Here is a 25,829-nt window from a genome sequence, read left to right as displayed (position 1 = left end):
CCCGGGTGTGAAATTGCGTGTGGCGTTCGGTGCCTGCCGGTGCGGACATTCGGGCTATCCGCCGCGGGTTCGAGCAACGCTGGCGGCCCGCGACACTACGGCCCCGACAGGATACCGTGGCCGCCCCGGCTTTCCGGGGCGGCCGGATGCTCCGTATTAACGGGGCATGGTGTCGTGAGCGCAACGGTCGATCAGGCCAGGGCGTCGCTGAAAAAGCGTTCGAGCTTATCGAATGGGATCAAACTGAGGCGGTCGTAGAGATCGACGTGGCCGGCGCCTGGCACCCAGTACAGCTCCTTGGGTTCGGCGGCGCGCGCGTAGGCATCTTCGCTGAACTCGCGGGAATGGGCCTGATCGCCGGAAACGAACAACAGCGGGCGCGGCGCGATGGTGTCGAGATCATTGAACGGATAGAAGTTCAGAAACTTCACGTTGCTGGTCAGCGTCGGATGGGTAGTCCGCGCCGACGATTGACCCTTGGGCGTGAATTCGCCGCGCGGGGTACGATAGAAATCGTAGAACTCGCGGGCGACCGGGTCCGAGTTCGCATCGATTGTATGCGGGGCGCCGCCGGTGTATTCGGTTTCGCCGCCAGCGAATTCGACGTTGCGCTGGGCCGAGGCCGTGTCGATCATGGCCTTGCGATCGTCGAGCGAGACGCTGTTGCCGATGCCGTGACGGCTCGCCTGACCCATGTCGTACATGCTGACCGTGGCGATGGCCTTCAGCCGCGAATCGATCTTGGCTGCGCTGAGGATAAAACCACCGCTGCCACAGATACCGATACCGCCGATGGCATCGGCGTTCACGAAGGCTTGGCTGGCAAGAAAATCGACGCCGGCGCTGAAGCCCTCGGCATACAGATCCGGCGAAACGCGATTGCGCGGGCCTTCGCTGTCGCCCCAGCAGGGCAGATCGATCGCCAGGGTCACGAATCCGCGCTCGGCGAGCTGGGTCGCATACAGATTGGCGCTTTGTTCCTTGACCGCGCCCATCGGGTGACCGACCACGATCGCCGGATGCACGGCGTTGCGGTCGAGGTCGGCCGGCACGAACAGATTACCGGCCATGGTCATCTGGAACAGGTTGCTGAATTCGACCGTCCGAGCGCTGACGCGCTCGCTTTCATAGAAGTTGTTGGCGTCTTCGGGCATGGCGATCTCCAGGGGAAAGGGAAGGGCCTGATACGGTCTATTTTGATCGCTGCGCCCGCGTAAGGGTTGTATATTCCCGTCGCGTTCTTGCCCAATCCGATTTTTTCCTATCGTTTCGTTAAAAAATACGCGCCGACCGATTAAAGTGGTTGCGAGCCGCTAGGAGGCGCTATGGTCACCGAACAAGACGCGTTGTTGCCCGAATCGGGATCGCAAAACAGCCGGTATGCCGAGTTGATCGAACCTATCGCCCGCTGGTCGCGAGGCTTTAGCGACTACGAGACCGCGATCCCGGGGCTCGGATTATTCCGACGCGAGGGGCCGGCACCGCCTGCTTTTTGCATGATCGAACCCAGCATCGTCGTGGTGGTTCAAGGTGCCAAGAGGATGTGGATCGACGAGGCCGCCTATCGCTATGATGTATCGCGTTTTCTGATCACCTCGCTGGATCTGCCGGGGCGTTCGGAGGTGATCGAGGCGTCGGTCGAACAGCCCTGTCTTGGCTTGGTTCTGCGGCTCGATCGATTTCTGCTCGCTGAATTGATCGCCCAGGGCGTTGCGCCGCTATCGCGCGAGCGGGGTTCAGTGCCCAGCGTTGGACTCGGCGCGGCCACGCCGGCATTGCTGGCGCCATTGGCACGGCTGGTCGCACTTCTAGACGAGCAGGCCGCGATTCCGATCTTGGCGCCATTGATTCTGCGCGAGATCCACTATCGGCTGTTGCAGAGCGATCAGGCGAATCGGCTGCGCCAGATCGCCGCAGTTGATGGCCATGGCTACCGAATTGCCCGGGCGATCGACTGGCTCAAGACTCATTACGCGTCGCCGATGCGGATCGAGGAGCTTGCCTCGCAAGCCCAGATGAGCACGCCGACTTTCCACCAATATTTCCGTCAGCTCACGACGATGAGTCCATTGCAGTACCAGAAGCGGCTTCGGCTCGACGAGTCCCGGCGATTGATGTTGAACGAACATCTGGATGCTGCCAGTGCGGCCTTCCGGGTCGGCTATGAAAGCCCGTCCCAGTTCAGCCGCGAATACAGTCGGCTGTTCGGCGCGCCGCCCAAGCGCGATATCACGAATCTACGCCGCACATCGGCGCGCCCGAGTTGAGTTTGCCCGATTCGATGAGTATGCCTCGAACGACCATGCCTGCCCGCGAGCCTGACGACAGCCAAGAAGCGTTTTATGCAACAGAATTTTTATAACCGGTAGGACCGATGGCCTGGGGGCTGGCCGCGGCGCATCGTCTAGACGAGCAGGGCTATTCGGTCGTACTGCATGCGCGTTCCTGGGCAAGGGCCGACAGTATTCACGCGCCGACCGCCCAGACCGCCGGCTGTATCGCCGGTGGCTTGTCATGCGCTGCGGATATTCGGTCGGTGGCCGAGCAAAGCCATGCTTTTGGCCGCTTCGATGCAATCATTAATAACGCTGGTGTCATGTCGCTGCCCGGCCGGGCGCCCACGCCGGACGATCATGTCGCGGTGATGGCAGGCGATGTGCTGGCGCCTAGATCTTGAGCTGTCGCATGCTCTCGCCTGCACGCTCGGTCTATCTGGCGAGTAGCCTGCAGTAAGCGGCGGCGATACGCTCGCCGATATTGAATGGCGACAGCGGTGTTGGAACACGTGCCAGGCCTGCTCGGAACGCTGGTTGTATGTTACGACGCTGGCATTGGCTATAGCCCGACGCCGCTGGGAGGTGATCAGCCACGCAGCCGATCCGGGCGGGATTACGACCCAAAAACGAGGGAGGGGCGAATGTGCGAGGCAATCTAGTCTTCGGGCAGCGGACCCAGGTGTGGCTAGCAACCAATGACGATGCCGAAGCAGCCCGAAGGGGCGGCTACTGGCGGGATTGTCGTTGGCACGAGCCGCCTGCGCCGGCGGCCGATACCGATTTTTAGAATCGTCTGCTCGACCGACTTGCCGGTCTGAGCGGGCACGGGCCCGGATCTACGGGTCGGGCATCAGGCCATGGCAGCGATGCCGATAAGCGCCGCAATCTTGCGCTCGGGCCACCGGCCCGGTTGAACGCCCCTACGGCGTGATGGCCACCTTGAGCACGCCATCACGCTGGTGTGAAAACAGCTCGTAGGCGGCTTCGATATCGTCGAGACTGTAGCGATGGGTCACGAGTGCGCCCAGGTCGATGCGGCCCGAGGCGACCACGTTGAGCAGGCGGCGCATGCGTTCCTTGCCGCCAGGGCAAAGTGTGGTCACGATCCGGTTGTCGCCTAGGCCGGCGCTGAAAGCGCCGAGCGGAATGGTCAGATCCTGCGAATAGACTCCGAGGCTGGATAGTGTCCCGCCGGGCCGCAGCACCGCCAGCGCCGAGGCAAAGGTTTGCTGGGTGCCCAGTGCCTCGATCGATACATCCACGCCACGACCGTCGGTCAAAGTCTGGATCGCTTCGACCGGATTGTCCTGTTTGAAGTCGATTGCCACATCCGCGCCCAGCCGTCGGGCGACCTCCAGCCGCTCGGGCACCGTGTCCACGACGATGATTCGGGTCGCGCCCTGGAGTTTGGCGCCGGCAGTCGCGCAGAGCCCGATCGGGCCCTGGGCGAAAATCGCCACGCTGTCGCCGATCCGTATGCGGCCGCTTTCAGCGCCGGCGAAGCCGGTCGACATGATATCGGGGCACATGAGGACCTGTTCATCGGACAGCGCATCCGGGATCGGCGCCAGATTGGCCATGGCATCGGGCACCCGAACATATTCCGCCTGACAGCCGTCGATGGTATTGCCGAAGCGCCAGCCCCCCAGTGGTTTCCAGCCTTGCGCGGTGCCGCATCCGCATTGGGAATGAAAGCCATCCAACGATGCGTAGCTGGTCCCGTCGGGGGTAATCGCGCCGGCGATCACCCGCTGGCCCTCGGCATAGCCATGAACCTGGGCGCCGAGTTTTTCGATCACGCCCACCGGCTCGTGGCCGATAGTCAGCCCGGGGGCGACCGGATATTCGCCCTTGAGTATATGGACGTCGGTGCCACAGATCGTGGTCGTGGTAACCCGGAGCAACGCATCAAGCGGTCCGATCTCGGGAATCGGCTTGTCCTCGAGCACGATACGACCGGGTTCGACGAACACCGCGGCTTTCATGGTCGGACTCACGGGCCACCTCCTGAGGGTTGTGATTGGCGTCGGATTGGAACCGGCACCCCAGAGTGGGCGTGATCGGTACGACCAGGCTTTGACCTGGATCATCCCCCCGACGCATTTCCAACGCCTAAGCCGATTTCGAAGGATTGGGGCGGCCCGTCGAGCCCCGGGTGTCGAGGCGCGATGGCGATCGGATACGGTGGAGCTGCCAACAATCGCTGCCCGGCGCAAGCTATCGAATGTGGTATAGCGGCTGCGCCACGACTTGCGACACACTGAAGATCCATTGTTACCGGACGGCCCGGTTCGGATCGCCAGGCGGCATATACGGCTCACCACGAGACGAATTGGATGGGATGTATGTAAATTCGTCAGGAGTCGATCGCGCATCCCGTGTCATGATGTGTGAGACGACAGGTGGGGACCGTCGCTGACCAGATAATCATCAGACGTATGCGTTGGACCCAACGGTTGTTCGAAAAACTCAGGCAATGGTCGCAGCGATACGAAGAGCGCGATGCTCGACGGATCGCCTACGAGACATCGGCGCTGGCCCCGGCTGGCGAAGCCGAACGCCGCTATCGCTTTTGGATGGGGATGCTCTATGCCGCACTCGGCGGCTATGCGCTCGGCTCGGCAGCGATCTTCAGCTATATCGCGCTGACCTGGTCGCAGTCCAACCGGGTGGCAATGGTGGGCGTTATCAGCGCGGCGTTGTTGACTGCGATCACGGTTTTCATCAGACGTCGTCGTCTGGTTCGATCACCTCATCGCGGGCGGTTGTTCGCGGCCTGCGATGCAGCAACGTTTGCCTTGATCGTGGTGCTCTGCGTTCTCGACAGCGGCATCAACAGCCCGATGACCTATCTCTATATTCTGCCCATGCTGTATCTGGGGATCGGTTTTTCGCTGGAAGCCGTGTTGGCGAGCGGTTTTATCGGGCTGCTCGGCTGCGTGCTGTTGATCATGCTGAACACCGGCCCGGTGTATGGCCCGACCAATATGCTGCAGCTGATGACCCTGAGCGTGGGCTGGGTGCTGGCGATTCTCGGCGCCCTGAACCGCGAGCGGCAGGACAATCTGCTCATGGAGCTGCGGCTGCGGTTGGAGAAGCTGGCAACGACCGACGAACTGACCGGCTGTTTGAACCAGCGTGCGTTCATGGCGGCCGTGGAGCAGGAATACTCGCGTGCGCGTCGTTACAGCCACGATATGGCGTTGTTGCTGATCGATATCGATTATTTCAAACAGATCAACGATCAGCACGGGCACCTGATGGGCGACGCAGTGCTGCGGTATGTCGGCGAGATGATGCACGAGACTGCGCGCCATGCCGATATCGTCGGCCGCCAAGGCGGCGATGAAATGGCGCTGCTGGCCCCGGAGACCGGCGTCCACGATGCCAGGGTGCTTGCCGAACGCCTGGTGCAGCAGATCCGTGCCCATACCTTCCCGGTGGATCTGACTTTGAGCATCGGCGTCTGTGCCATGAACGGCCGGACCGACGACGTACAAAGCCTGTTCCAACGAGCCGATCAAGCACTGTATGACGCCAAGCGCCGAGGCCGCGACCAGGTCGCGATCTGCCGCGAAGCGAGGTCGGCCGGCGCCGAGCACTCGAAGCAGGATCCGTTGGCCGATCCAGCCGCAGGCTCGGCTTATTCGCACGGCGCCGATCCGGCCTAAACGCGCTGTTCCTCGAGGGCCGGGGCTATTGCCAGTAATTGACGATTTGTCGGATGCTTGGGGCTGTAGGCCCGAGGCTTAGCCAGTGACCGGGCCGGGCTCGCGCGCAACGCGAGCCAACCGGAGAGCGGCGCCATGAAAAATGTGTTCGTCGTCGGCCTCGATGCGTTCAATCGCGATTTGCTCGAAGCGTTGCCGGAGGCACGAGAGGTACGCTTTCACGCCTTGCTGGATTTCGACGAAGTCCGCGGGCGCAACGACTATCCAGTCGAAGTCTTGCTGGCGCGCTGCCAAGAGCGGCTGTCGTGTTTCGAGGGCAGCGTCGACGGTTTTCTCGGCTTTCTGGATTTTCCGGTCACGCTGATCCTGCCATTGCTGTGTCGGCGCTATGGCCTGCCGGGGCCGTCGTTCGACGCCGTGATGCGCTGCGAGCACAAGCTCTGGAGTCGCTTGCTGCAGAAACAAGTCGTGCCCGAGAACGTACCGTATTTCGCGGGGTTCGATCCCTATCGCCGCCGGCCATTGGAAGGCCTGGAGCTGCAACCCCCGTTCTGGATCAAGCCGGTGAAGTCGTTCCGGTCCTATTTGGCGTTTCGAATCGACGGCCGGGCCAGCCTGGCGGCGGCGTTATACGACATGCGGCGCAACGTGAAACGGCTGGCCGAGCCGTTCGAGCGCCTGGTTGATCGCGTACAACTGCCGCCAGAACTGGCCGGACGGCGCAATATCATCGGTATCGCTGAACAGGCGCTGGCCGGGCATCAATGCACTGTGGAAGGCTATGTCTATCAGGGCGAGGTCACGGTTTACGGGGTCGTGGACTCGATCCAGAGCGACCATGCCTCATCGTTCCAGCGCTATGAATATCCCTCGGGGTTGCCGCGCTCGGTGCATATCCGGATGGCCGAGGTCTGCCAGCGTCTTATGCCGCATCTGGCCTACGACCACGGCACCTTCAATGCCGAGTTTTTCTATGACCCGCTCGAGGATCGGCTGGGGCTACTCGAGATCAACCCCCGACACTCGCAGTCCCATGCCTACTTGTTCAAGCAGCTGCACGGTGTCGCCAATCATCAGGTGGCTGTGCAACTGGCCCTGGGCCGCAAGCCCTGTCTCCCAGAGATTGCGCCGGACGGCGGCGTAGCGGCGAAATTCATGCTGCGCAGCTGGCACGATGCTTTTATTACCCGGGTTCCGGGGTTGGGCGAACGCGCGGCGCTGATCGAGCGATGGCCGAACGCGCATCTGGAAGTGCTGGTCCAGCCGGGACAGCGTCTTTCGAACCTGGCTGCACAAGACAGCTATAGCTTCGAACTCGCTGATTTGTATTTGAGCGCGCAGAACAGCGAAGCCCTGGAACGGGCGTATCGAGAAATCGTGGCCGGGCTCACGTTTCGCTGCGCCCAGGAAACCGATCTTGAGATGCCGATGTAGAGGCGAGGTGGCTGAACATCGGTCGCCGGCAGCCCCGATCGTGACGATGCCACGATCGGGGCAAGACCGCCTGTCGGTGCGGCTAGCGGCCGGCGCGGGCGCCGTCAGACTGCGGCGAGGCCAAGCGCGCCAGGCGGCCGATCGTCAGCCCCTGAACGCCGATCGAGAACACGACCACGATATAGGTCATGCTGACGATGACATCCCGGGCGTTGCCTTCGGGCAACGACAAGGCCAGCGCGACCGAAATACCGCCGCGCAGGCCGCCCCAGGTGAGGATCTTGACCGTATGCGGGGCCATGTTGCGGCCCAGGCGTATCAAGCTGATCGGTATCCCGACCGAAAGCGCCCGCGAGCCGATGATCACCGGTATCGAGATCAGCCCGGCCAGGATCGCGTGGCCCGAGAACGGCACCTGGAGAACCTCGAGCCCGATCAGCACGAATAACACGGCATTCAGGATTTCGTCGACCAGTTCCCAGAACGTGTCGACATGTTCACGGGTATTCGACGACATGGCCAGCCCCCGCCCTTGGTTGCCGACCACCAGACCGGCGGCGACCACCGCCAGCGGGCCCGAAATATTCAAGGCTTCCGCCGCGGCATAGCCACCGGTGACCAGCGCTAGGGTGACGATCACCTCGACCTTGTATTCGTCGATTCCATGCAGCAGCACAAAGCCGATCGCACCGAGCAGGGCGCCGAAAGCGAGGCCGCCGACCGCTTCTTCTGCGAACAGCGTGGCGATATGGCCGGCATCGAGCGCGGCATGGCCGGGCCCGGTCGCAATCTGCAGCAGCAGGGTGAACATGACGATCGCGATCGCGTCGTTGAATAGCGACTCGCCCGTGAATTGGGTTTCCAGTGCCTTGGGCACGCCGGCACGCCGCAGGATAGCCAATACCGCGACTGGATCGGTCGGGGAAATCAGTGCCCCGAAGATGAAACAGTAGACCGGGGCGATATCCATGTGCAGCCAGGCAAACACCGCCCAGGTCACAGCACCGATCAGAAGCGTCGAGGTGGTCAGCGCCAGCGTGGTCAGCAGAATCACCACCAGCGCCTCGCGTCTGAGATCGCGTAGCCGAATCTGCATCGAGCCCGCGAATAGCAGGCCACCCAGCATCGCATCGAGCAGGGCATGGTTGAAATCGACTGCGCCGACCAGTTCGGCGGCTTGGTGAACTTCGGCTACCCCCAGCCAGGAAGCGGTCTGCATGGCCAGCGATACCGTCAGTGCGAGGAGCATGACCCCGACCGCGGATGGCAGCCCAATGAAACGTTGATTACCCCAGGCAAATATCGCGGTCAGCGTCATCAGTATGCCGATCAGCTGAAAAACGCTCAGAGTCATCCGATCTCCGGTCTTAAACGAGTCCGCAACCATACAGGTTGTGGCCGGCCATAGGAGGCTCCACAAGAGCCCCAGGACGGCCTGGGGCGATGACACACAGTCGGAAACCGGGTGCCTCGGCGGTCGTGGCGCAGGGTATGCGTCCCGGGCCAGCCTCGTTACGGCAAAGGCAATGGGGCGATATCGGCCGTCGGTAGCGCACGACGATTTGAGAATTGATGTGCGCAACCCCACTTCTTCTGAGGTCGGCAGGTCACGATCGAGGGCATTACGCAATCGACATGTTCGAGTTTTTACAGGGCTTTGCTTATGGGCTGTTTCTGTCCTGCCTGCCGTGGTTTCTGATCGGCATGGTCGACCCACGCCTGGCGGTGCCTACCGAGCCGCCGTCGCGTTGGCAGGCGATCCTGCGCTACTGGTTCATCGTGCCGTTCGTGGCTTTTCTGCTCTGGCTGACCTCGCTCTGGGGCGGCTTCGGGCCCAGCTTCCTTGGCTGGCTCGCAGGGCTGGCCGGTCTGGCAGTCGAGATCCCGGTCGAGCGCTGGTGGCGGCGTTGGCGTCGCCGTCGCGACGACAAACGCCGCGCAGCCCTCGAGGCTGCCGAAGTACGGCGCCAACATGCCGAGTTCGAGCGTACCCAGCGTGAGGACGGCGTGGCCGAGCTGGACCCAGCAGCGCCCCCGGTCGATGCCGATGACGTAGTTCTGGCCCTGTGTCGAGCCAAGCGGTCGTTGATCGATACGCGGCGTACTGATCTAGCGGCCCAGGCCGATCGCCTGTATAGCCGGTATGCGCATGTCCTGGACGTGCTGGATTCCAAGTTCGATCGCCGCGAGCTGACGTTCGATCGCTCGCGATCGATGGTGGGGCAGGTCTGCCTGACCGCGGCCGACAATCTCAATGCCATGGGCTCGTTGGCCGCGGGCACGGTCGGGATCGACGCCGATTTCGTACGGCGGCGCCTTAAGCAGACCGACCAGCGCCTGCATGCCGACGAGCGCGAGGCCTTGCAGCAGCGGCTCGATCTGGTGGCCGATACCGAGCGCCGCCTGCGCGATTTGTCGGCGCGCAACGAAGCGGCCATGACCACACTCGACAATGCCGCTGTGGTCATGGCGCGGGTCGAAACCGATCGGCCACAGGCCGCAGTGGCCGCGGATCAGGCCCTGACCGATTTGCAACGTTTCATGGACAAGGCGGAGCGCTATGGACACAAGGCATGATCGCAACCCACAGCCGGGCTCACAGTCGCCCGGTAACGACAGGCGCAGCCCGCTGAGTCTGTCACTGCCGGTCGACGAGATCGCCACCGAAATCGAATCGGAAGCGCCGGCCGAGGCCGCCGAAGATCCAGAGCTGGCGGCCATGGCCGACGATTTCGTGGCCGATGCCTTGGCCACGGACGAAGCCGAGGCGGCCGCAGCACAGCGGCGACGCGAAGCCGTCGATGGTATGGGGGTTGAAGTGCAGCGTCAGGCCGCGCATCGCAGCGCCATGCTGGAAGCGCCGATCCGCAAACTCGCCCATCACGGCGATGACGGCGGGCCGGTCGCCAAGGCATTGGTGGGTCTGCGCGGGCGAATGCAGGAGCTGGATCCGAACCGCCACAAGCTGTCCGACGGATCGCTGGGCCGAGCGTTGTCGTTCATCCCCGGCGTGGGCAATCGGCTGCAGCGCTACTTTCATAAGTTCGAAACCGCCCAGGAAGCGATCGATGCCATCATCCACGATCTCGAATCGGGCAAGGACATGCTCCGTCGAGACAACGTGACCCTGGCCGATGATCAGGAGGCGCTGCGCGAAAGCCTTAGCCAGCTCAGCCGCCAGATCGAGCTCGGCCAGCTCATCGATCGTCGCCTGGCCACGGCAGCCGCCGAGCTCGATAGCGACAGCGCCAAGCGACGCTTTATCGAAGAAGAACTATTGTTTCCGCTGCGCCAGCGCATCGTCGATCTACAGCAGCAGCTCGCAGTCAGCCAGCAGGGCGTGCTGGCCCTGGAAGTGGTGATTCGTAACAACCGCGAACTCATGCGCGGCGTGGATCGGGCGCTTAATGTCACGGTTTCGGCGCTCAATGTGGCGGTGACTACTGCGTTGGCGTTGGCCAACCAGCGTCTGGTCCTAGATCGCGTGGAGGCTTTGAATACCACCACCTCGGAAATGATCGCCGGGACGGCCCAGAAGCTGCGCTCCCAGGGTGTGGATATTCAGAATCGCAGTGCTTCGGCGATGCTCGATATGGAAAAGCTCGAGACTGCTTTCGAGGACGTGGTCGGCGCCATCGACGAAGTATCGCGCTATCGGCGCGAGGCGCTGCCGCGTCTCGATGAGCAGATCGATCGTCTGGAGACCATGGCTCAAAAAGGCGATGCTGCGATCTCCAACCTCGAACGCGGCAATAGCGCCTCCGAGCAGCAGCACAAGGCGGTCTGACGCAGCAGCAGCCGGGCCGCCAGCGGACAGATTAATGCGCAGCGACGGTCGGCGCCGATCCGAGGCGCCGGCCGTCGCTGCGCGTTTACAGCAAGGCCGAAAGAGTGAGCGCGGTCAGATACTGCGCGAGCGCGAAAATGAGGTGCCCCACCAGCATATGCATGATTGCGGCTTTCTGGTCCGGCAGCTTAGAGCCCGCCACGCCAGCGCCCAACCCTGGCAAAAAAATGAAGAGCCCGGCCAGCGTGGCAAGGACGAGGCCGACCGCGATCGGGGGGCCGAGGGTCGGCTGGACTGCGAAGACGCTGCCGCCGATGACGAACAGCAGGGCGGCATAGACGATGCCGACGCCGTAATGAAAAAGCCATCCGACGGTCTTGTCGTGGCTACTGGGCCCCTGGCCGGCGTCTGCATCAAGCACCCACTGACCGTGGGTCAGACCTTTGACCCAGCGGCCGGCCACGCCCCAGTCCGGTGCCGGTACCCCGGCCAGTTTCTGCTGAAGCTGGGCCCAGATATCGAGCACGAGCGTCGATACGACGCCGATCACGAGTATGAAGATGATTATCGTGGTCAAGATCTGATCCTTGAATAATTGCGATGCGAGTGATGGCGAGCCTGACCCGTGCCTTGGCCGGGCTTCGATGACCCTGAAGTCTAGGGCGTGTTGAGGTTTCGTGCGAGTCTGCGCCAAGGGCTGTGGGGGGCTGCCAGCCGAGGCGCCGCAAGTGCGGCGTCGTGGCGTGACGTTATGGAGCAGCAACGCTAGATCGTGGCTCAACACCCACCGTTTCCAAGGGAGCTGCCCGCACGAAACCCAACATGCCCTAGCAGCCGGGCTGCGAGACTCGAGGTGTCAACGGGGTGGCCTGGCCAGTGCGTTCGGCGCGTTCGAGCATGGCAAGCAGGTTGGCCAGCATCGGCGTGGTGTCCTCGCGGCGCCAGACAATGCCGGTTTCCAGATAGGGTGGGTAGCTTTGTAGCGGGACATAGCGTATGCCCGTACGCGCCAGATGGTGTAGCGACTCGGGCACCAGGGCGATGCCCATGCCGGCAGAGACCAGGCTGATGATGGTTTGCATCTGGATCGCCTGCTGGGCGATCGCGGCCGGGCCGCCGCAGCTCAGATAATAATTCGTCACCAGGTCGTGAAAGGAGGGCGCCACGTGACGCGGAAAAACGACCAGGGGCGAGGTCACCACGGCGCTCGGGGGGAGCTGGCCCGCCACGAGTTCCAGCCGTTGTGATTCCAGCCATTGTTCCGGCACGGCGGCAACCAGCGGCTCCGACAGTAGCCGCCGATAGGTCAGGGCCTCGGGCAAGGCGGTATGGGCTGGCGGAATCATGATGCCGGCATGGATCTCGCGGCGCTGTAGCGCCGCGATCTGAATATCGCTGGTGGCTTCGGTCAGTGCCAGGTCCACGCCTGGATACAAACCCCGAAACCGCTGGACCAGATCGGGCAGGAGGCTGTAATCGGCGGTGCTGACGAAAGCCAGTTCCAGCCGCCCAGTTTCGCCACGCTGGATTTGCCGGGCGGTCTCGGGCAGGGCGTCCACGGCCGCTAGAGCCGTGCGCACCGGCTCCAGCCATTGTTGGCCGAAAGGCGTGAGCGCAACGCTGCGCTTGGTACGCACGAACAAGGCGGTTCCCAGTTCTTTTTCGAGGGCGATGATCGATTGGCTCAGCGGCGGCTGGGTCATATGCAGGCGTTCCGCGGCCCGGCCGAAATGCAGCGTCTCGGCCACCATCACGAACTGCCTGAGGCGACGCGTCTCCATACTTATATCTGCGGCGACTTATTCAGACCAGAATAATATATTTCAAAAAACGCCGACCGCGAAATAGGCTGTCGCTCCTAAGCCCAACCGAGCACCGCCATGCCTGTCTATCGATCCCGTACCAGTACCCACGGCCGTAACATGGCTGGCGCCCGCGCACTCTGGCGCGCGACCGGCATGGGCGACGGCGATTTCGACAAACCGATCATCGCCGTGGCCAACAGCTTTACCCAGTTCGTGCCCGGACACGTGCACTTGAAGGATCTGGGCCAGCTGGTCGCCGAGGAGATTTCGGCTGCCGGCGGCGTGGCTCGTGAATTCAACACGATCGCGGTGGACGACGGCATCGCCATGGGCCACAACGGGATGCTGTATTCACTGCCGTCGCGCGAGTTGATCGCCGACAGCATCGAATACATGGTCAACGCCCACTGCGCCGACGCGCTGGTCTGTATTTCCAACTGCGACAAGATCACCCCCGGCATGTTGATGGCCGCGATGCGATTGAATATTCCCGTGGTATTCGTCTCGGGCGGACCGATGGAAGCCGGCAAGGCGGTGGTCAAGGGCAGCAGCCGAGCCTTCGACCTCGTGGACGCCATGGTGGTTGCCGCCGACGACAGTTATTCCGACGAAGAGGTGGCCACCGTCGAGCGCAGTGCCTGCCCGACCTGTGGCTCCTGTTCTGGGATGTTCACTGCCAATTCCATGAACTGCCTCACCGAAGCTCTGGGGCTGGCCTTGCCCGGCAATGGCTCGGTACTGGCCACCCACAGCGATCGTGAACGCCTGTTTCGGCAGGCTGGGCAGACCATCGTCGATCTGGCCAAGCGCTATTACGAAGGCGACGACGCCACGGTGCTGCCGCGCAGTATCGCTTCGCGCGCGGCATTCGAGAACGCCATGAGCCTGGATATTGCCATGGGCGGCTCGACTAATACCGTGCTGCATCTGCTGGCCGCGGCTCAGGAAGGTGAGATCGAGTTCTCGATCGCCGAGATCGACCGGCTGTCGCGGCGGGTGCCGTGCCTGTGCAAGGTCGCTCCGGCCAAAAATGACGTGCATATGGAAGACGTGCATCGCGCCGGCGGCATCATGGCCATTCTCGGCGAATTGGACCGGGCCGGACTGTTGGATACCTCGCTGCCGACGATCCATGCCGAAAGCCTGGCCGAAGCGTTATCGCACTGGGACATCGTGCGCAGCACCGACGCCCAGGTCGCTGAATTCTACCGGGCCGCCCCCGGCGGGGTGCCGAGCCAGACGGCATTTTCCCAGTCCGCCCGCTGGGATCGCCTGGATACAGATCGCGAGCACGGTGTCATCCGCGCGGCCGAGTATCCGTTTTCAGCCGATGGCGGGTTGGCTGTGCTGTTCGGCAATCTCTCCCCGGAGGGATGTATCGTCAAGACCGCTGGCGTGGACGAATCGATTCTCGAATTCACCGGGCCCGCCCGGGTATTCGAAAGCCAGGACGCAGCAGTGGCCGGCATTCTGTGTAACGAAGTCGCGGCCGGCGAGGTCGTCGTGATCCGCTATGAAGGGCCCAAGGGCGGGCCAGGCATGCAGGAAATGCTCTACCCGACCAGCTATCTGAAGTCTAAGGGGCTCGGTAAGGCCTGTGCTCTGGTCACCGACGGCCGATTTTCCGGGGGGACTTCCGGGCTGTCGATCGGTCATGTGTCGCCCGAGGCCGCCGAGGGCGGGTTGATCGGTCTCGTCGAAACTGGCGATCCGATCGTGATCGATATCCCCAACCGCCGTATTGCGCTGGCCGTGGCTGAAGACACGCTGGCGGCCCGGCGCGCGGCGATGCAAGCCCAGGGCACGGCCGCCTGGAAACCACAAAATCGGTTGCGTCATGTCTCGCCTGCGCTCAAAGCCTATGCAGCGTTGGCCACCAATGCCGCCAAGGGGGCCGTGCGCGACGTCACGCAGATTTCGTCCTAGGGCGTGTCGTCATAGGAGACGCCGCCGCATGACGCCCGCCCATCGTGCCAGGCGGTGTTGTAGGCCTTGACCGTGGGGCCCGTGCTCCTGAGGCCGCCTCCGGCGTTATCGTTCGCTCACGTGGCCGGGCCACACAGCGCTTACGATGCTTTGGCTTGCTACCTCAGGGGCGCGGGTGCGGCGGTGTACCTCAGGGCGACACGCCCGAGAGCGTGTTGGGGCTTCGGCCGAGCGCTGCGTTGTCGCCGCGACTCGTGGCGGGCGAAGCGCGAGCCGCTGTCATCATAGTGTGCCTCGATTAAGGCGCGTAACGCGGCCCGACGCGATTTGGGGCTCCCCTTCGAAACAACGACTGTTGGGCTGCAATCCAGCGTGGTCGCGCACTGACGTCGCACCACTACGCCGCACTTGCGGCGCCCCGGCTGGCAGCCCACCCGCCTGCGGCGCGGACTCGCACTAAGCCCGAACACGCCCCAGCAGGGCGGCCATCGATCCGAACGGACCAGGGCGGGCATCGGTTTACCTGAGCGATGCCCCGGTAACGGTTGCCTGAGCGTATCCAGCCCATACCGGGCATCCGCCCGGGCGCGCCCAGCGCGGCTAACTAGCTGACTGCCCATCGTCTTCGGCGTTTTTGCCGAAATCGACAGCGATATTCGATATCCATTTTCAGGCCGGTTGGATTCAAACATCTTCGATGAGCCAATGCCGGGTTCTGGGCCGATCATGGCCGATACCTTATTAGAATTTATACTGTGGTTTACTTTGAATTTGTTTTATGCAAATAATCTCTTGTAACAAAATATGACGAATAATAAATAAAGAATTTAAACGGCCGGCAGGGTTTCTATGAAATATCCGGGTTTTCCATTGGCTAAAGATGTCGTCGCTATATGGCGGTTTAGATATAAGTTTTTTTTGATTCAAGAACCGTTTGTCGCACCCGATAAAACTATATCGGTATCTACGTTGTACGAGGGGGACCATGGAATTTGCTCAGCTTACGCCGGGCCGGGGGTTCATGCCGGCTAAAAGCGTCTTGTACTACAGCCAACGGATGGTTATACAGCGGGCACTGAGAGAATCGATCGCTTCCTCGCTGGCAACGCTCATACGTCTGCGTTACGGGCCAACGGGACTGAACCAGCCGTGGCCGCAGAACGACGGGGTGTTGGCCGACCTGCGTCGCGACGGCTTCGTCAGTCTCGACCCTTTGTTGGATCGCCAACAGATCGCTGACATCGAGTCGTATCTAGCCGATCGGCGGCTGTTCGCCCGGCGTCCGGACGGGAGTCGGCAGACATTCGAACTGGCCGAGCGTCCGGGGACTGTGACCATGGCCGATTATCAACTCGATGACATCGTGGCGGCGCCGCATATTCTGGCGGTTGCCAACAGCCCGTTTTTGCTCGGGCTGGCCGAGCGCTATATCGGCTGCAAGCCAACGTTGTCGGCGCTCGTGCTGCGCTGGTCGTTTCCGGGCGAGGGCCAAAGCCATGGGCTGCAAGCCTTTCACCGGGATTCGGACGATTGGCGTCATCTGAAGGTGTTCGTGTATCTGACCGAGGTCGATGAGAGCGCCGGACCGCATGTCTACGTCAAGCGTACGCATAGGGCGCGGGTATCGCTACGTGCCCAAGCATACGACGAGGCGGATATTGCACGGCAATTTCCCCCCGAAGCCAGGGTCGCAGTGACCGGCATGCCAGGCGCAAGTTTTGCGTGCGATACAGCGGGTATTCACAAGGGGGCCATGCCAACAGCCAAGCCGCGTCTGATGCTCCAGATCCAGTATTCGTTGTTGCCCTGCCATATGTATCGCTATCGGCCAAGGCCGTATCACGGCCCCTTAAAAATCGACCCCTATATCAATCGATTACTGCTGACCTAAAAATCTATTGGCCGGTGCCAAGTGCGCCCTCCAGGGCGCGGCATTGATTCGTTGCACAGAGCTGTTGCGGTTGTGCCCGAACATCGTACTGGCATGCGCGCATCCGGCGGCCGCTTGGGCAAGCCGCCGAGTCGTGGCCGGTTATGGTCGGCCAAAGGCTGGCCGCGCGGCGAGGCGTACCCACTCCGTCCGAGCCCGGTCATGCGCGATGCGCCGGCTATCCCTCGCGTGTACAGACCATCACGAATTGGCGAGAGCTATGCCCTGGTTTGCTGAATAACCGTGGGCTCGGACAGCCCCTCAACCGACATTGGCGCCGCGGCTCGCCGTCGAGGAGGTGGCCGTCAAGGCAAGCGATCGATGCCGCAGAACCCGCAAGACTGGGGGATTGGGGTCTATAGGGTTGGGTGCCCATATAGAGGCTGCGAATGTTGCGTCATCGCGGCGTAAGCGCAGGATTGCGGACGGTCGCGCTCTCATCGCGATGATCAGCCTGTCGGCAAGCCTGAGCCGCTCGTGCCGGCCGGCACGGTTCGGTAGGCGTCGTTTGGCGCTCGTACGGGCAGCGGGGCAGCCGCCAGAGTTTGTCGCGATGAGGCTGGCAAGTCTTTCCCGCGTCGAATTGGTCGATGAAAAACGTCGGGCGATGCAGAATGCGCGGTTTCGACTTCGTGTTCTGAAAAGGCAAACAATGGAACAGACCATTCTGCTGCTGATTGCTGCCCTAGTAGTCGGCATGTCCAAGGGTGGACTGGCCTCGGCAGCGGCGATTTCGGTTCCGCTCTTGTCGTTGTTCATGAACCCGATTCAGGCTGCGGCGATGTTGTTGCCGGTATACATCGTGACCGACTGGGTCGCGGTCTGGCTGTATCGGCATGAGTTCTCGGCGCGCAATCTGGCGATTCTCATCCCGTCCATGCTGTTTGGCGTCGCGGTCGCGACTGTCGTGACGCCGTATACGCCTGAAAGCCTGCTGTTGATCGTCACTGGGGGGATCGGTCTGTGGTATTGCCTGCGTACTTGGCTGCGGCAAGGTCTGGCCGGGCATACCGAAGCACGGATTCTACCCGGGGTGTTCTGGGGCACGGTCACGGGCATCACCAGCTTTATCACCCATTCCGGCGGGCCACCGGCCCAGGCGTATCTACTGCCGCAACGACTGCCAAAGCTGAAATTCGCCGGAACCATTGCGATCGCTTTCGCGGCTGGCAACTTGGCCAAACTGCCGGCCTACTGGGAATTGGGCAAACTTCAGGGCCTGAATTGGCATCTTACGTTGGCGCTGGCAGCGACCGGGATCGTGGGCACTCGCATTGGCCGTGCCATCTCGATGGTACTGTCGGAAACAACTTATCGGCGCCTGATCGAAATCATGTTGTTACTGCTGTCGATCACCCTGCTGGGCAAGGGGGGATGGATGTTGATACAGGCCAGGCTGTAAAACAGCCGACACTCCACAAGCGCTGTCCTTGCGTCCTAGCCCCCTGAAATACGGAGCCGATCATGTCCATTTACGAGATCGCACTGACCAGCATCGATGGCCACCCGCAATACCTAGAAGCGTATCGTGGCCAGGTATTGCTGATCGTTAATGTCGCCAGTCGCTGTGGTTTTACGCCGCAGTACCAGGGCCTGGAGGCACTCTATCGACGCTATGCTGACGCCGGGTTTGCGGTGCTGGGTTTTCCCTGCAACCAGTTCGGCCATCAGGAGCCGGGCGAATCCGCCGAGATCCAGCGTTTTTGTACAACAGCTTACGAGATCAGCTTCCCGTTATTCGCCAAGATCGAAGTCAACGGCCCGAATGCGCATCCACTGTACCGCTATCTTCGGGCCGAACAGGGCGGCTTGCTCGGCGATCGCATCAAGTGGAACTTCACCAAGTTTCTGGTGGGGCGACACGGCGAGGTGCGTCAGCGCTATGCGCCTACGACCAAACCCGACAGGCTGGCGACCGATATCGAAAAAGCCCTGTCCGATGGCGTGTGACGCTCTAGGGCATGTCGTCATGAGATACACCGCTGCACTTGCGCCCCTGAGGTGGCAAGCCAAGGCATCGCGAGCGTGGCGTGGTCCGGCCACCTGAGCGAACGAAAACGCCGGATGGCCGCCTCGGGCGTACGGGCGCGTGGGTGATACCGCCCATCGTGATAGACGGCGTTGCAGGCCTTGTTCGACCCGATGGGCAGGCGTCATACGGTGGCGTCTGTGATGACGACATGCCCTAGGTCCCGTTGCTATGTCGTACAAGCGTCGCACGGAGGACTAAGACCCAGACGCGCTGTATCGCGGGGCGGCGCCTATGGTGGGTTGTGCATGGCAGCCCTGCGCGAAAAGAGCGGTGCGGTCGGGCCAGCCTGTGCGGGCGCGCGCTTGCGTGGTGCGACGATACGGCGTTCGCGATATCTCGTCTTGTCGTTCTCGGCTTGTGTTGAGAAGCGTTTGGCACCGACTCGTACGAAACCTGAACGGCCCTGCAGGCCAGCCGGCAGGTTGATTCAATTATCGGCCGCGCTTGCGTATGATGCCGCGCGTTTTTAGCTCGGCGCCGACCGCGAACGACCCAAGGGCCCAGGCGATGTCCGTAATCCGGCGGGTAACTGGCATGCCGTGGATCGGTCGATGGAGCGGGCGGATCGGGCCCGCCCAGCACAATCAGGAATACGATATGACCACCACGGTCGGGCACTCGACCCGGGGCCATGCCGATAACGCCGCCAGGGGCTTGGATGCTCTTGGCTACCGCCCACAACTCAAGCGCTCGATGTCGTTCGTCGACGTGGTGGTCTATGGGCTGATCTATATGGTGCCCATGGCGCCGCTGGCGGTCTTCGGCGTGGTGTACAACTTCGCTTCCGGCATGGTGGGGCTGGTGTATTTGGTCGCCGCCACGGCCATGCTGTTCAGCGCGCTCAGTTACAAGGAGATGGCCGCGCGCTATCCAGTGGCGGGCTCGGTCTACTCTTATATTCGTCTCGGCATCAACGCATACGGCGGCTATCTGGCTGGCTGGGCGATCCTGCTGGATTATCTGCTGCTGCCAGCCTTGTTGTCAGTGTTCGCGGCCGTGGCTATGGCCGGCATCCTGCCCGGGGTACCGGCCTGGGTCTGGATCGTCGTATTCGTGGGGTTGGCCACTGGGGTCAATCTGGGCGGTATCGGCGTTACGGCCGCGATGAACAAGCTGTTTCTCGGTCTGCAGCTGCTCGTGATCGCTGCGTTCGTAGTGATCGCCGGCTGCGATATCGTTGCTGGCCATATCGCGCTGTCCTGGCGGCCGTTGTTCGACGCGTCGATGTTCTCCTGGTCGATCGTGTTCGGCGCCGTGCCGATTGCGGCGCTGAGTTTTCTGGGTTTTGACGCTATCGCAACGCTCAATGAAGAAGCCCAAGGCGGTGGCCGAACGGTCTCCCGCGCCACGCTCGTAGTGTTATGCGCGGCGACACTGTTATTCGTCGGCCAGGTCTATCTGGCGGCGCTGTATGTACCGGAAGGTACCCGCTTTGCTGCAGGGAGCGAGACCCACAATGCTTTTTACAACATCGCCGAACAGGCGGCTGGGCACGGTTTCCGCGTGCTCATGACACTGACTTCGGCGCTGATCGCAATTTTTGCCAACTCGATCGCCTCGCAGGCGACTTCGGCACGGTTGGTTTTCAGCATGGCTCGCGATCGCCAGCTGCCATCGCTGTTGGCCCGGGTCGATCGTAACCATACGCCGCGTAACGCCACGCTGTTCATTGCCGGCCTATCGCTCGTAATCGGGCTGTTCGGAAGCGAAAGCCCCGAGGTGCTGACCACCTTAGTGACCTTCGGTGCGCTGACCGCTTATATCTTGTTGCACGCTGCTGTGTTGTTTCGTTTTATGCTCATCGAGCGTAGCCGCCGCTGGATCCTACATGGGCTGTCGCCCATAGTCGGGGGCGCCATTCTGATCTATGCGCTCATCGAAGCCGACACCCAGGCCCAAATGCTTGGCGCGGTATGGATGTTGGGGGGCGTACTGATGGCTCTGGTTGTGCGCCGCCGGAGTGCTGGCATGGCGACCACTAACGCTGCGCAACGCGCTCAGTCTGGGTAACCCCGGCGCGCAATAGCCAGCGCCGGGGCGGTAATCCGGGGCCATCGATTGTGCTATCGGGGTCCCTGCAGATCCTCGGTATGTGGCGGCTTGCCGACGTGGGCCGGTGGTATGTTTTCGCTTTGTAGGCCGCGCAACAAGGAAAACATCATGCCGAACACAAGGATAAATACGGGCAGGCCGATGACTGTGATGACCTGTTGTAAGGCAGTCAGTCCGGCTTCACCTGCCAGCACGATCAGCATCGCTGCGAGCACGCCTTCGGCAATGCCCCAGAACATGCGCTGGTGCACCGGGCCTGGGTCGGGCGTGCCGGTACAGAGCATGTCGACCACCAGCGACGCCGAGTCCGACGAGGTGGCGAAAAAGATAGCCACGATCACGACTGCCAGCCCCTGAATCAGGGTCGCTGCGGGGAAATGTTCGAAGAACGCAAACATCGCCAACGGCACACTCTGTTCGACCGCCTGCGACAGCGAGCCCGCCTGATCACCCAAAGCAGCCCGAGCCTGTTCGCCGATGCCGTCGATCTGCATGGCCGACCAGCCGAAAATCGCGAACCAAATCAGTGTGAAGATCGACGGTGCAAACAGGACACCGAGTACGAATTCTCGAATCGTACGTCCGCGTGAGATCCGGGCCACGAAGATACCGATGAACGGCGACCAGGTCACCGTCCAGGCCCAGTAGAACACTGTCCAATTGCCTTGCCAGCCCCAGCCGCCTTTTTCATGCGTGTATTGAGCCAGGGTGTCGTTCCAGAACGCCATCGGCAGCAGATTGGAAATATAGATGCCGAAAGTTTCGACGATAGCGCGCAGCAAGAACACCGTGGCGCCGGTGAACAAGACGAAGAACATCAGGCCCACGGCCATGCCGATGTTGATGTTCGAAAGCAGCTTGATCCCCGAATCGAGGCCGGCCACGATCGAGCCGACTGCCACCGTGGTCAATACTGCGATGATCAAGACTTTCGGCATTACCGCATTGGGGATGCCGAACAGTTCAGTCAGGCCGGCGTTGATTTGCTGGGTACCTAGGCCGATCGATACTGCGACGCCGAACAGCGTGCCCAGCAATGCGAATATGTCGAGCGTCTTACCGATTGGGCCGTAGATACGCTCGCCCAGTAGCGGATAGAACACCGAGCTGAAGCGCATCGGCAGATCGTAGCGATAGATGAAATAAGCAAAGGCCAGGCCGGGCAGGGTAAAGATCGCCCAGGTGTGCAGGCCAAGATGATAGATGGCAAATCCCATCGCATCGTCGGCAGCCTCCACTGAATAGGGCGCCACGTCCGGTCTTGGCGGGGTAGAGAAATGCGAGATCGGTTCAGCGACCCCCCAGAACATCAGCACGGTGCCAATACCGCCGGCGAACAGCATCGTGAACCACGAAATATTGCCGTAGTCCGGACGCGCATCGTTGCCCCCGAGTCGAATCGCACCGTAGCGACTGAGGGCGACCCATAGTAAAAACGCAACCCAGCTGGTGACCCCGAGGATGAAAAACCATCCCAGGTTGGTCACGATCCAAGTGCGCCCGGCGCCGAAGGCATCGCCGATCGGGCCCGGGGCGACCAGCAGCGCCACGAGGAAGGCGACCATGATTCCGGCCGAGACGAAAAAGATCGTCGGATCGACCCGAAGACCCAGCTTACGCGCGAGTTCCTGCATCGTCATGCTCCGATCGTGGCAGTGTTTCGAACATACCCGAGCGTTACCGGCGTACAAAAACTGGCTTCACTGTGAATATGTTCGGCTACGCGAGGATGGGGTGACCGGTGTCATCGACCGGCTTGGGTGGTGCTGCTGTTTGCCGGGGGCTTGTACCGAGATATGGCCTGGTCGCCGCTTCGGCCGAAGTGAACCATGGCAAGCGTAGGGCCGATCACCTGCGGGGCTGCCGGCCGGTAGCGGCTAACGCTCAAGCCGCCCTTGGCTTTGGCTGCATCGAGTATCGGGCAACAGGCCCGAGCGGACGGATGTGTGTCTGTTGTTTGGCCTACCAGCGCGAAACGGGAGGGTGTGGTTGGCAAGCCGGGCAAGATCTGTACGGCTATACGCAAAGCGTTGAGAGCCAGTTTGGGTGCCGTGCGATCGACGCTCGAATACGGCCGGGTTCGAGACGCGGCGCGGCGAAGCCGAGTAGCTTGTGCAGCGCTCGGGTTCGCGCAGATAAAGCGGTTTCAAGTCCAACTGGCGGGTAAAGCGGATCGGTTGATAAATTCCCGCCTTAATTTAATTATAAATTAAAACAAAATATTGGCTTCGATTTGTTATTATGTTAAATATATTTATTGAAATATCGCTATTACTGCTGTTTCTTCAAGGCTATAGTCGATGATGCTGACCGTGTTCAGCATTTGGGGGAGGGGGAATGTCGGCATACGCACATCCACGGCCGTTCGATATCGGCCTCGCACATGCCAAAAGTGCGATGCCACTTCGGGGGCCTTTGATTCGCCTTAAAAGAGCGGTCACGCCGTATCGGTCGAATATCGCCAACGACTGGTGTGCTCTCGACCATGGGGTATCCATGATTCGCAGCCTGAGGCAACACTACGGCAGCCTCGAAGGTGCCACGGTAGTGGAGATCGGCACCGGATGGCAGCCCACCATACCGCTGCTGCTCTACTTGGCCGGCAGCCGAGTCATTCTCACCGATGTCGAACGGCTAATGGATTTTTCTACGGTCGTGAGTTCGATCGCTTTCCTCGCCAGCCAACACGAGTGGGTCGCCTGTCGGCTGAATATGGAACCCGGTGATATAACGGATGCCCTATGCCGTGGCTTGGGCCGTGATTTTTCGAGTTTGCTCGCCAACCTGCGATTTGAATACCGAGCCCCGGGCGATATCCGAAGCCTGCCGCCAGGTAGGGCCGATATCGTCTATTCTCGGGCAGTTCTCGAGCACATTCCGGCCGCAGCTCTGGATGGTTTGATCGCTGATTGTCGAGCGGTGTTGTCGCCGAACGGCCTGATGATGCATATCATCGACAATTCGGATCACTGGCAGCATACCGACCGCCGGCTCTCGCGAATCAACTTCTTGCGTTACCACGAGTCGACATGGCGATTGATCAATTCCTCTGGCCAGATTTACCAGAATCGTCTGCGCCATAGCGATTATGTCGCGCTGATGGTCTCTGCCGGTTACGAGATCCGCTACGAGCGCGCAGAGACCGATCCCGGTGCCCGTCTGGACGCTCTGCGAATGCCACTGGCGCCGCGTTTTCGCGAACACACGCCAGATGATCTAGCAGCTCTGACATCTCATATCCTGTGTGCACCGGTCTAGACGCGTCTTCGGGCCGTGGCGGGGCATGCCGGACATCGGCGGCGACTCGGTGGGTCAACGAGGAGCCTGGCGACTGAACGCTAGGGCGGATCGACAGATCGGCTACCGTCTCACCCGTGGGCCCTCAAGACCAGGCCTGTGGCGACTGTCAGGCAACGGCTTCCGCAGCATTACTGCATCGGGTATTGATGGCTATCGAGTGTGCCCATTATCAGACCGGCGATCTGGCCGCGCTTGGCGCAGCTCGAATGGGCTGCTTTGGTGCGAAAGCCAGCCGTTGTCGGTGCGCTAGTGTGTCCTATGTATCCAGCAGCTTTTGCAGTCGAGCAGGCCAGTGATCTGTTTCTGAATGCAAACCTGGTTGGAAAAAAGCGATTGGCATGATCGCTGCTGCACTGTCCGGCAGAGGCGGTGAACGACCCTATCCAAGCCGACTTGTTGAAGGCCCGATCGAATGTCGCCGGGCTGCTAGCACGTCGGTCTGGTCTGGCGAGATCGCGTGATCGTGAATCGTTCAGATGTTTGCTCGATCACGGCGTGAGCCTGGCTTGCGGATGAAACAGCCCGCGCTGGCCGGTCAAGGGCTAGGTCCTTGTGCACACCTCAAGGCTGCGAAACGGCGGCTCAATTCCGTTGACGGAGACGATGAATGGCCTATCTAGAACCTGCCGAATTCGTGAAGAAACTCGTGGATTCAGGTGAATCCAAAGTCTATATGGGATGGCGCGATACCGTCATACGCGCTTACATGGCCGGCGCTGTATTGGCGCTTGCAGTCGTGTTCGCGGTCACTATCAACGTACAGACGGGGCAGCCACTGCTCGGGGCTGTGTTGTTCCCGGTGGGCTTTTGCATGCTGTATCTCATGAAGTTCGATCTTCTGACCGGCGTGTTCATGCTTACGCCGTTGGCCTGGCTCGACCGGCGGCCGGGCGTAACGCTGCCGCGCGTGCTGGAGAATTGGGGGCTGGTCTTCGTCGGCAATTTACTGGGCGCGTTGACCGTAGCGCTGCTCATGTCCGTGAATTTCACCTACGGTTTCGATAGCCCGGTCAACGACGTCGGCCAGAGCATCGCCCAAATCGGCGAGAGTCGGACGATCGGCTATAAGGAGCACGGCCTGGGCGGCTGGGTCACGCTGTTTATCCGCGGCTGTCTATGCAATTGGATGGTTTCCATGGGCGTGGTCGGGGCCATGGTCTCCACCACGGCGACCGGCAAAGTCGTCGCCATGTGGATGCCGATCATGGTGTTCTTCTATCTTGGCTTCGAACACTCCGTGGTCAATATGTTTCTGTTCCCGCTCGGTTTGATGCTGGACGGCCGGTTCACCCTGGGCGACTACATTCTATGGAATGAAATCCCGACTGTACTGGGTAATATCGTTGGCGGCATATCGCTGACTGGGCTAACGCTGTATTCGACCCACGTTCGGACCCAGCCCAAGCGCCAGATCGTTTGATCGATTACCAGTAAGGCATCGCTCGTCAACCTTGAGTCGGGCCGGGCTTGTGTTACACGCCACGGCCCAGAGCCTGCGATGGCTGTTTGGCACCAAGCGGCTGTTGCGTCGCTTGGTAGCCTTAAAGCCCGGCACAAGAGGCCGGGCCGTCGAACAGGGTATGCACGGCTCGGTCAGCGGGCGCCACGACCATGGC

General features: G+C 61.4%; 19 protein-coding genes. 13 read left to right on the top strand and 6 right to left on the bottom strand.

Annotated features, from left to right (window positions below; translation table 11 throughout):
- Positions 1–191: 191 nt before the first annotated feature.
- The gene (locus tag V5738_RS09835; RefSeq protein ID WP_423820632.1) at positions 192–1,154 is read right to left on the bottom strand and encodes an alpha/beta hydrolase; all 963 of its coding nucleotides are present in this window, start codon (positions 1,152–1,154) and stop codon (positions 192–194) included.
- Positions 1,155–1,325: 171 nt separating this feature from the next.
- Here V5738_RS09835 and V5738_RS09830 point away from each other — a divergent pair, with 171 nt between their 5' ends.
- The gene (locus tag V5738_RS09830; protein ID WP_423820631.1) at positions 1,326–2,267 is read left to right on the top strand and encodes an AraC family transcriptional regulator N-terminal domain-containing protein; all 942 of its coding nucleotides are present in this window, start codon (positions 1,326–1,328) and stop codon (positions 2,265–2,267) included.
- Between the two features lie 107 nt (positions 2,268–2,374).
- A complete protein-coding gene (locus V5738_RS09825; protein WP_423820630.1) occupies positions 2,375–2,677 on the top strand; it encodes an SDR family NAD(P)-dependent oxidoreductase in 303 nt (100 codons plus the stop codon).
- A 519-nt stretch (positions 2,678–3,196) separates the two neighbouring features.
- On the opposite strand, the gene V5738_RS09820 is transcribed toward V5738_RS09825, so the two are convergent.
- Complete coding sequence (locus tag V5738_RS09820; protein ID WP_423824162.1) at positions 3,197–4,261, bottom strand: NAD(P)-dependent alcohol dehydrogenase; 1,065 nt, start codon at positions 4,259–4,261, stop codon at positions 3,197–3,199.
- A 453-nt stretch (positions 4,262–4,714) separates the two neighbouring features.
- Here V5738_RS09820 and V5738_RS09815 point away from each other — a divergent pair, with 453 nt between their 5' ends.
- Together V5738_RS09815 and V5738_RS09810 are read left to right on the top strand one after the other, a co-directional pair.
- Complete coding sequence (locus tag V5738_RS09815; RefSeq protein ID WP_423820629.1) at positions 4,715–5,947, top strand: diguanylate cyclase; 1,233 nt, start codon at positions 4,715–4,717, stop codon at positions 5,945–5,947.
- A gap of 135 nt (positions 5,948–6,082) precedes the next feature.
- The gene (locus V5738_RS09810; protein WP_423820628.1) at positions 6,083–7,381 is read left to right on the top strand and encodes an ATP-grasp domain-containing protein; all 1,299 of its coding nucleotides are present in this window, start codon (positions 6,083–6,085) and stop codon (positions 7,379–7,381) included.
- A gap of 82 nt (positions 7,382–7,463) precedes the next feature.
- Here V5738_RS09810 and V5738_RS09805 read toward each other — a convergent pair whose 3' ends face one another.
- Positions 7,464–8,735: a cation:proton antiporter gene (locus V5738_RS09805; protein ID WP_423820627.1), complete on the bottom strand. Its 1,272-nt coding sequence runs from the start codon at positions 8,733–8,735 to the stop codon at positions 7,464–7,466.
- Between the two features lie 281 nt (positions 8,736–9,016).
- Between V5738_RS09805 and V5738_RS09800 the strand changes: the two genes are divergently transcribed.
- Together V5738_RS09800 and V5738_RS09795 are read left to right on the top strand one after the other, a co-directional pair.
- On the top strand, positions 9,017–9,958 hold the full coding sequence (locus tag V5738_RS09800) for a cobyrinic acid a,c-diamide synthase (protein WP_423820626.1): 942 nt from the start codon (positions 9,017–9,019) through the stop codon (positions 9,956–9,958).
- Complete coding sequence (locus V5738_RS09795; RefSeq protein WP_423820625.1) at positions 9,942–11,168, top strand: toxic anion resistance protein; 1,227 nt, start codon at positions 9,942–9,944, stop codon at positions 11,166–11,168. Before V5738_RS09800 ends, V5738_RS09795 begins: the two co-directional genes overlap by 17 nt.
- An 85-nt stretch (positions 11,169–11,253) precedes the next feature.
- On the opposite strand, the gene V5738_RS09790 is transcribed toward V5738_RS09795, so the two are convergent.
- Together V5738_RS09790 and V5738_RS09785 are read right to left on the bottom strand one after the other, a co-directional pair.
- Positions 11,254–11,745 carry a DUF2938 family protein gene (locus V5738_RS09790; RefSeq protein WP_423820624.1) on the bottom strand — a complete coding sequence of 164 codons (492 nt, stop codon included), beginning with the start codon at positions 11,743–11,745 and terminating at the stop codon, positions 11,254–11,256.
- A 250-nt stretch (positions 11,746–11,995) separates the two neighbouring features.
- Entirely contained in the window at positions 11,996–12,949 is a 954-nt protein-coding gene (locus V5738_RS09785; protein WP_423820623.1) for a LysR family transcriptional regulator, read from the bottom strand.
- 99 nt (positions 12,950–13,048) lie between these two features.
- Between V5738_RS09785 and ilvD the strand changes: the two genes are divergently transcribed.
- The 5 genes from ilvD (at position 13,049) to V5738_RS09760 (ending at position 20,871) form a co-directional block, all read left to right on the top strand.
- Complete coding sequence (ilvD, locus tag V5738_RS09780; RefSeq protein ID WP_423820622.1) at positions 13,049–14,899, top strand: dihydroxy-acid dehydratase; 1,851 nt, start codon at positions 13,049–13,051, stop codon at positions 14,897–14,899.
- Between the two features lie 985 nt (positions 14,900–15,884).
- Positions 15,885–16,790, top strand: a complete 906-nt coding sequence (locus tag V5738_RS09775; RefSeq protein ID WP_423820621.1) for a hypothetical protein — start codon at positions 15,885–15,887, stop codon at positions 16,788–16,790.
- A gap of 691 nt (positions 16,791–17,481) precedes the next feature.
- Complete coding sequence (locus tag V5738_RS09770; protein ID WP_423820620.1) at positions 17,482–18,231, top strand: sulfite exporter TauE/SafE family protein; 750 nt, start codon at positions 17,482–17,484, stop codon at positions 18,229–18,231.
- 62 nt (positions 18,232–18,293) lie between these two features.
- Positions 18,294–18,779 carry a glutathione peroxidase gene (locus V5738_RS09765; protein ID WP_423820619.1) on the top strand — a complete coding sequence of 162 codons (486 nt, stop codon included), beginning with the start codon at positions 18,294–18,296 and terminating at the stop codon, positions 18,777–18,779.
- Positions 18,780–19,458: 679 nt separating this feature from the next.
- A complete protein-coding gene (locus V5738_RS09760) occupies positions 19,459–20,871 on the top strand; it encodes an APC family permease (protein ID WP_423820618.1) in 1,413 nt (470 codons plus the stop codon).
- A gap of 53 nt (positions 20,872–20,924) precedes the next feature.
- Here V5738_RS09760 and V5738_RS09755 read toward each other — a convergent pair whose 3' ends face one another.
- Positions 20,925–22,547 carry a BCCT family transporter gene (locus V5738_RS09755; protein ID WP_423820617.1) on the bottom strand — a complete coding sequence of 541 codons (1,623 nt, stop codon included), beginning with the start codon at positions 22,545–22,547 and terminating at the stop codon, positions 20,925–20,927.
- 862 nt (positions 22,548–23,409) lie between these two features.
- Between V5738_RS09755 and V5738_RS09750 the strand changes: the two genes are divergently transcribed.
- Complete coding sequence (locus V5738_RS09750) at positions 23,410–24,171, top strand: class I SAM-dependent methyltransferase (protein WP_423820616.1); 762 nt, start codon at positions 23,410–23,412, stop codon at positions 24,169–24,171.
- A gap of 649 nt (positions 24,172–24,820) precedes the next feature.
- Entirely contained in the window at positions 24,821–25,633 is an 813-nt protein-coding gene (locus V5738_RS09745) for a formate/nitrite transporter family protein (RefSeq protein ID WP_423820615.1), read from the top strand.
- Positions 25,634–25,829: the final 196 nt, after the last annotated feature.

The sequence above is a fragment of the Salinisphaera sp. SPP-AMP-43 genome, assembly GCF_049568105.1.
Lineage (GTDB): Bacteria > Pseudomonadota > Gammaproteobacteria > Nevskiales > Salinisphaeraceae > Salinisphaera.
Note: the sequence above shows the minus strand (reverse complement) of the source record. Positions and strands in the feature narration are given on the sequence as shown.

What these genes read in the sequence shown, in the direction of transcription:
- V5738_RS09820 (WP_423824162.1), bottom strand. Translation starts at nt 4,261, where the DNA reads ATGAAAGCCGCGGTGTTCGTCGAACCCGGTCGTATCGTGCTCGAGGAC.
- V5738_RS09785 (WP_423820623.1), bottom strand. Translation starts at nt 12,949, where the DNA reads ATGGAGACGCGTCGCCTCAGGCAGTTCGTGATGGTGGCCGAGACGCTG.
- V5738_RS09775 (WP_423820621.1), top strand. Translation starts at nt 15,885, where the DNA reads ATGGAATTTGCTCAGCTTACGCCGGGCCGGGGGTTCATGCCGGCTAAA.
- V5738_RS09830 (WP_423820631.1), top strand. Translation starts at nt 1,326, where the DNA reads ATGGTCACCGAACAAGACGCGTTGTTGCCCGAATCGGGATCGCAAAAC.
- V5738_RS09770 (WP_423820620.1), top strand. Translation starts at nt 17,482, where the DNA reads ATGGAACAGACCATTCTGCTGCTGATTGCTGCCCTAGTAGTCGGCATG.
- V5738_RS09745 (WP_423820615.1), top strand. Translation starts at nt 24,821, where the DNA reads ATGGCCTATCTAGAACCTGCCGAATTCGTGAAGAAACTCGTGGATTCA.
- V5738_RS09825 (WP_423820630.1), top strand. Translation starts at nt 2,375, where the DNA reads ATGGCCTGGGGGCTGGCCGCGGCGCATCGTCTAGACGAGCAGGGCTAT.
- V5738_RS09835 (WP_423820632.1), bottom strand. Translation starts at nt 1,154, where the DNA reads ATGCCCGAAGACGCCAACAACTTCTATGAAAGCGAGCGCGTCAGCGCT.
- V5738_RS09805 (WP_423820627.1), bottom strand. Translation starts at nt 8,735, where the DNA reads ATGACTCTGAGCGTTTTTCAGCTGATCGGCATACTGATGACGCTGACC.
- V5738_RS09760 (WP_423820618.1), top strand. Translation starts at nt 19,459, where the DNA reads ATGACCACCACGGTCGGGCACTCGACCCGGGGCCATGCCGATAACGCC.
- V5738_RS09795 (WP_423820625.1), top strand. Translation starts at nt 9,942, where the DNA reads ATGGACACAAGGCATGATCGCAACCCACAGCCGGGCTCACAGTCGCCC.
- V5738_RS09815 (WP_423820629.1), top strand. Translation starts at nt 4,715, where the DNA reads ATGCGTTGGACCCAACGGTTGTTCGAAAAACTCAGGCAATGGTCGCAG.
- V5738_RS09765 (WP_423820619.1), top strand. Translation starts at nt 18,294, where the DNA reads ATGTCCATTTACGAGATCGCACTGACCAGCATCGATGGCCACCCGCAA.
- V5738_RS09750 (WP_423820616.1), top strand. Translation starts at nt 23,410, where the DNA reads ATGATTCGCAGCCTGAGGCAACACTACGGCAGCCTCGAAGGTGCCACG.
- ilvD (WP_423820622.1), top strand. Translation starts at nt 13,049, where the DNA reads ATGCCTGTCTATCGATCCCGTACCAGTACCCACGGCCGTAACATGGCT.
- V5738_RS09800 (WP_423820626.1), top strand. Translation starts at nt 9,017, where the DNA reads ATGTTCGAGTTTTTACAGGGCTTTGCTTATGGGCTGTTTCTGTCCTGC.
- V5738_RS09810 (WP_423820628.1), top strand. Translation starts at nt 6,083, where the DNA reads ATGAAAAATGTGTTCGTCGTCGGCCTCGATGCGTTCAATCGCGATTTG.
- V5738_RS09755 (WP_423820617.1), bottom strand. Translation starts at nt 22,547, where the DNA reads ATGCAGGAACTCGCGCGTAAGCTGGGTCTTCGGGTCGATCCGACGATC.